The following is a 5067-nucleotide window of genomic DNA, read 5'->3' as shown; positions in this document are numbered from 1 at the left end:
CCAGCGGCCCTGCACGCAGGCGGCCGCCACCAGCTGGTGGCCATCCCAGGCGGTGGTGCGCATCCCGTACACCCACTGCGGCATGGCGAACTCCGCCTCCATCGGCAGCAGCCACTGCCATGGCCCAGTGCCAGCGGCGTCCAGCCGCTCCAGGTTCCACCAGCCGTGGCGGTCGTTGGCCACCACCAGCTCCCCGTTCGCCAGCCACAGGGGCTGGAAGACCGAGCACGCCGCCGGCTGCTCCGCAGCACCGGAGCCGGCGATCAGTCGCGCCGGGCCCAGTCCTCCTCCAGGCAACACGTCCGCCAGCCAGAGCTGGCTGCGGTCCCAGGGCATGTGCGGCTGTTGCCACTCCACCCAGGCGAGCCGGCCGCCATCGGGGCTGAGCACGGCATAGCCGCAGAAGTCGAGGGCCTGGCGCAGCAGCTGCGGTTCACCCCCCTCCAGGGGCACGGCCACCAGCTGATCAAGTCCGCGGGCCTCCATCACCCCGATCCAGCGCCGCCGCCGCCCATCGATCAGCCCATCGGCGAAGGCGCGCTCCCCCGGCTCGGTGAGCCGCATGGGCGCCGCCCCCGGCTGGTCGGTCTCAAGCCGCCAGAGGCAGCGGTCACGATCGTTCACCACCACCACCAGCTCTCCTGCGCTGGGTCCGGCTGTTTCCCGGTCCACCGCCACCACGCCCCCGCCGTATTCATGGACGCGGCTGCGCAGGTTCCAATCGCCTGGGGTGAGCTCGATCGCCTCGGCTGAGGGCGAGGGTCTCATCATCAAGGTGGTGCGCCCCTGCTCGGCGGGGCGTTGCTCCAGCCAGAACAGCCGGCCTCGGTGCAGCTGGGGTTCCTTGATCCGGGGCGTGCGTCCCACCACTGCCGACGCCGCCAGGGGGCGGCCCTGCCTGGCGCCTGAACCCTGGCTTGAACCATGCCCCACCAGCGGCTCCTACAATCAGACCATCGTTTCAGGTGACGCTTTGGCCAGCAGCTTCGCCAAAATGGCCCGCCAGGCGGAGCAGAGCAGCCGCACGGTCCAGGTTCCCAAGCAGGTGCTCGACGCTCCCCCGCTCACGATCCACAGGCTGGGGGATCAGGTGCTGCGTCAGCCCGCCAAGCGCATCAGCAAGGTGGATGAATCGGTGCGCGAGCTGGCCCGCAACATGCTGCGCAGCATGTACAGCGCGCATGGCATCGGCTTGGCGGCACCCCAGGTGGGCGTGCACAAACAAGTGCTGGTGATCGACCTCGATCCGGAGAACCCGGCCACGCCGCCGATGGTGCTGGTGAACCCGGAAATCAACGCCACCAGCGCTGCGCTCAACACCTACGAGGAGGGCTGCCTGAGCATTCCCGGGGTGTACCTCTCCGTGGTGCGCCCGAGCGAGGCGGAGGTCAGTTACCGGGATGAGCAGGGCCGCCCTCGCCGCATCAAGGCCGATGGCCTGCTCGCCCGCTGCATCCTCCACGAGATGGACCATCTCAAGGGGGTTCTCTTCGTCGATCTGGTCAGCGATGAGCTCAGCCTCAACGAGGAGCTCAAGGATCACGGGTTCCGCCGTGATGATGTCCACTCACAGCGCTGATCTCCCATGCCGATGCAACCCCTTGCCGGGGTCTTTCTCGGACTGGCCTGCCTGCTTGGCATCGCCGCCACAGGTTCCGTCTTTGAGCTCTCCTATGGCGAGCCAGACCTGGGTGTGCTCACCACCCGGCTGATCCTGGCGGCCTGCCTGCCAGGCACGGTGATCAGCCTGCTGGTCGCAATTCGTCTCAACAAGGCCAGCTGAGCCCCCCTGGCGTCGCGGGATCTCACTTCTACGATCGGGCTCACCTTGTCTCGTTCACCGATGCGCGTCGCGCCACTGCCGCTCCTCCTGCGATCGCTCAGCGCACTGGTGCCCTCCCTGCCGGCCCTGCTGGTGCTGGGCTTCGCTGCCGCCGGCCCCGTTGCGGCCCAGGGAGCTCTGTTCAGTGCCCGTGACGTGGATCAGTCGAAGTTCGTCCTGGTGGCGGCGCCGATCGGCGATGGCCTGCGTGCCCAGCTGAACATCTACGAACAGGTGAGTGACCGCCGCCCCTGCTTCTCCACCAGCGGTTCATCCCCGACCCGGGTGGAGCCCCTGCTGGGCAGCTTCGACTTCACCAGGATCTGCTCCCGCTACATGGATGCCAACGGCTACTCGCTGAGGGTGGGCGGCAGCGATCTGGGCACCATGTACCGGCTGAGCGTGGTGCGGCAGGGCAGCGACAACATTCTGCTGGCGGCACCGGGCCGCAACCAGGCGGGTCCCGAGGTGGTCGTGGCCCGGACCCAGGGCCAAAGCGATGGCTTCCTGCTGTTCGTTCCCGAACCGGGCTGGAAGCTGATGCGCCGCCACTTCGGCGACCGCGCCCTCGGCCATCTCTCCCTCTACCGGGACACCTGGCCGGGCCAGGAGGCTGTCCAGCCCGAGGCTCAGGCCCCAGCCGGCGCCACTCCCTCCAGCCTGGCTCCCGCAACCGATCCGCCTGCCGTCGGTTCTCCTGCAACCGATCCTTCTGCTTCTGTCGCGCCCGCATCTCCGCTGGCCCCTTCCCCGATCCCCAGCACCCAGGCCCAGCCGTGATTGGGGGCCGATGAGCCGATTGCTACATTGACGTTCAATTAGCCCCACTGCGTGGTTCATGACCCAGGTCACCGTCGGCGAAAACGAAGGCATCGAATCGGCCCTGCGCCGCTTCAAGCGGCAGGTGTCCAAAGCCGGCATCTTCGCAGACCTCAAGCGCCTGCGTCACCACGAGACGCCCACCAAAAAGTACAAGCGCGAGGCCCAGCAGCGCCGTCGTCGCAGCTGATCGCCTGCGGCCGAGGCTCATCCGGGGCTGATCAGCTCTGGTTCACCCTCTAAGTGGGCTCACCCTCCTGGGGCCCGGCTTCATCCAGCCCAGCGTTTTAGACAGATAGCTCCCTGCCGATCTGGTCGAACGATCGGTACGACAAGGCCTCCCCCAGGTGCTGAGCGCTCACTCCCTTGGTTCCCTCTAGATCAGCCAGGGTGAGGGCCACCCGCAGCAGCCGCTCTCCAGCCCGGGCACTCAGGCCCCGCTGGGTGATGGCCTGTTGCCAGAGCTGAAGCGACCCGGCGCTGAGCGTCACCAGAGTCCTGAGACTCGAGCCCGGCAGCTGTCCATTGGGTTGACCACCTGGATTGCGTCGCGCCATTCTCTGCCGCGCCCTCAGGACCCTCGCCGCCACCACTGCCGAATTCTCGGTCCGCTCCTGTCGCCCGGTCGCCAGTCCTGCTCCCAGGCCGTAGCTGCGCGCCAGGGCGCCGGGTTCGAGCCGCCCCATCACCACCTGCAGATCGAGGCGATCAAGCAGGGGGCCCGAGAGCCGAGACCAGTAGCGCCGCTGCAACGCCTCACCGCAGCCACAGGTCCGCTCCGGATCGCCGAACCAGCCGCAGGGACAGGGGTTCGTGGCCGCAACCAATGCGGCGCGGCAGGGGAAGCGGCTCTGCTGGCGTGAGCGGCTGATCCACACCTCTCCCTCCTCCAGGGGTTGGCGCAGCTGCTCGAGCACCTCGCGCCGAAATTCCGCCAGCTCATCGAGGAAGAGCACGCCGTGGTGGGCCAGCGACAGCTCCCCAGGTCTCGGCGTGGCGCCACCGCCCACCAGGGCCGTGGCCGTGCAGCTGTGGTGGGGCGCCCGAAAGGGCCTCGAGCCGATCAGAGCTCCACCCTCCGGCAGCAGTCCGGCTACCGAATAGAGCTGAGTGAGCTCCAGGGCCTCATGGCGGGGCAAGGGCGGCAGCAGACCGCACAGGCGCCGCGCCAGCATGGTTTTATCGCTGCCCGGTGGGCCCACCAGCAGCAGGTGTGGACCTCCGGCCGCGGCGATGTCCAGGGCCCGGCGGCCGTGGGAATGACCGATCACCTCGGCAAGGTCGGGCTGGGCCGCCCCCGGCTGCACCAGGGCGGGGGCCGGGGCCGGAACGTCCCCTGGATCCGCCAGCCAGACCATCAGCTGCGCCAGATCAGCCGCCGGCCACACCGCCAGCTCCGACACCAGCGCCGCCTCGCCGGCATTGGCCCGGGGCACCACCAGAGCCCTGGCCCCGGCCCGCCTGGCGGCCAGGGCCAGGGCCATCACCCCCCGCACCGGCCGCAGGCTGCCGTCGAGGCCCAGCTCTCCGGCGCTCCAGATCCCCTTCATTCGCTCGGGCGGAAGCTGGCCCGAGGCCAGCAGCAGCCCCAGGGCGATCGGCAGATCAAAGGCCGGCCCTTCTTTGCGCAGATCCGCCGGGGCCAGGCTCACGATCACCCGGGTGAGGGGCATGCGGAAGCCGCTGTTACGCAGGGCGGCCCGAACCCGCTCACGGGACTCGCGCACGGCCGCTTCCGCCAGACCCACGATCTGAAGTCCGGGCAGACCGGGGGCGATGTCCACCTCCACCGCCACCTCCCTCGCCTCCAGGCCCTGCAGGGCGGCGCTGCTGCAGCGTGCCAACATCGGCGCTCAGGCGTCGGACACCCAGTCAGTGCCCCGCCTGTCTCACCCCATCCGTTGCCGGGTTCCGGCGGAGGCCCCATGGCCGAGAGCGAGACGATCTTCGCGCGCATCCTGCGGGGTGAGATTCCCTGCGATCAGGTCCACGCCGATGAGCTGTGCCTGGCCTTCCGCGACATCCAGCCCCAGGCGCCTGTGCACGTGCTGGTGATCCCGCGGGAACCCCTGGTGAACCTGGCCGACGCCGAGCCACGCCATCAGGCCCTGCTGGGCCACCTGCTGCTGGTGGCGGCTCAGGTGGCGAAGCAGGAGGGCCTGAGCAGCTGGCGCACGGTGATCAACAACGGTGCTGAGGCGGGCCAGACGGTCTTTCACCTGCATGTGCACGTGATCGGTGGCCGGCCCCTGCTCTGGCCACCCGGCTGACCCTCGCCAGCGGCGACAATGGGCCGACTTGCAGCCATTCATGCGCCCCCTCAAGGCCCTTCGCGAGCAGTTGGCCAAGCTGCAGCGCCTGGCCCAGCCCTACTTCCTGCCGCTTGACGAGGGGAATCGCGGCAGCGGCCAGTTCCTGCTGCCGAT

Annotated in this window: 7 protein-coding genes; 5 read left to right on the top strand and 2 right to left on the bottom strand. The window is 69.2% G+C overall.

From position 1 onward, the window contains the following. A partial coding sequence (locus KBY78_RS16055) for a TolB family protein (protein WP_399216071.1) occupies positions 1-867 on the bottom strand: 867 nt, incomplete at its 3' end. Positions 868-973: 106 nt separating this feature from the next. On the opposite strand from KBY78_RS16055, the gene def reads away from it, so the two are divergent. From def to rpsU, 4 genes are read left to right on the top strand one after another with little or no spacing between them, the layout of a single operon-like run. Beyond that, positions 974-1579, top strand: coding sequence for a peptide deformylase (def, locus tag KBY78_RS16050; protein ID WP_255144471.1), 606 nt, complete (start codon positions 974-976; stop codon positions 1577-1579). A gap of 6 nt (positions 1580-1585) precedes the next feature. Next, on the top strand, positions 1586-1783 hold the full coding sequence (locus KBY78_RS16045; protein ID WP_006172075.1) for a hypothetical protein: 198 nt from the start codon (positions 1586-1588) through the stop codon (positions 1781-1783). A gap of 60 nt (positions 1784-1843) precedes the next feature. Then, positions 1844-2602, top strand: a complete 759-nt coding sequence (locus KBY78_RS16040) for a DUF3747 domain-containing protein (RefSeq protein ID WP_255144470.1) — start codon at positions 1844-1846, stop codon at positions 2600-2602. A 58-nt stretch (positions 2603-2660) separates the two neighbouring features. Continuing rightward, positions 2661-2831, top strand: a complete 171-nt coding sequence (gene rpsU / locus KBY78_RS16035) for a 30S ribosomal protein S21 (protein WP_255144469.1) — start codon at positions 2661-2663, stop codon at positions 2829-2831. 97 nt (positions 2832-2928) lie between these two features. Here rpsU and KBY78_RS16030 read toward each other — a convergent pair whose 3' ends face one another. Then, positions 2929-4488, bottom strand: a complete 1560-nt coding sequence (locus KBY78_RS16030) for a YifB family Mg chelatase-like AAA ATPase (protein WP_255144468.1) — start codon at positions 4486-4488, stop codon at positions 2929-2931. A 78-nt stretch (positions 4489-4566) separates the two neighbouring features. Between KBY78_RS16030 and KBY78_RS16025 the strand changes: the two genes are divergently transcribed. Continuing rightward, positions 4567-4911 carry a histidine triad nucleotide-binding protein gene (locus tag KBY78_RS16025; protein WP_006172071.1) on the top strand — a complete coding sequence of 115 codons (345 nt, stop codon included), beginning with the start codon at positions 4567-4569 and terminating at the stop codon, positions 4909-4911. Positions 4912-5067 lie beyond the last annotated feature (156 nt).

This window comes from Synechococcus sp. EJ6-Ellesmere (assembly GCF_024345875.1).
Lineage (GTDB): Bacteria > Cyanobacteriota > Cyanobacteriia > PCC-6307 > Cyanobiaceae > Regnicoccus_A > Regnicoccus_A antarcticus.
This window is presented reverse-complemented; position numbering and strand designations above follow the sequence as displayed.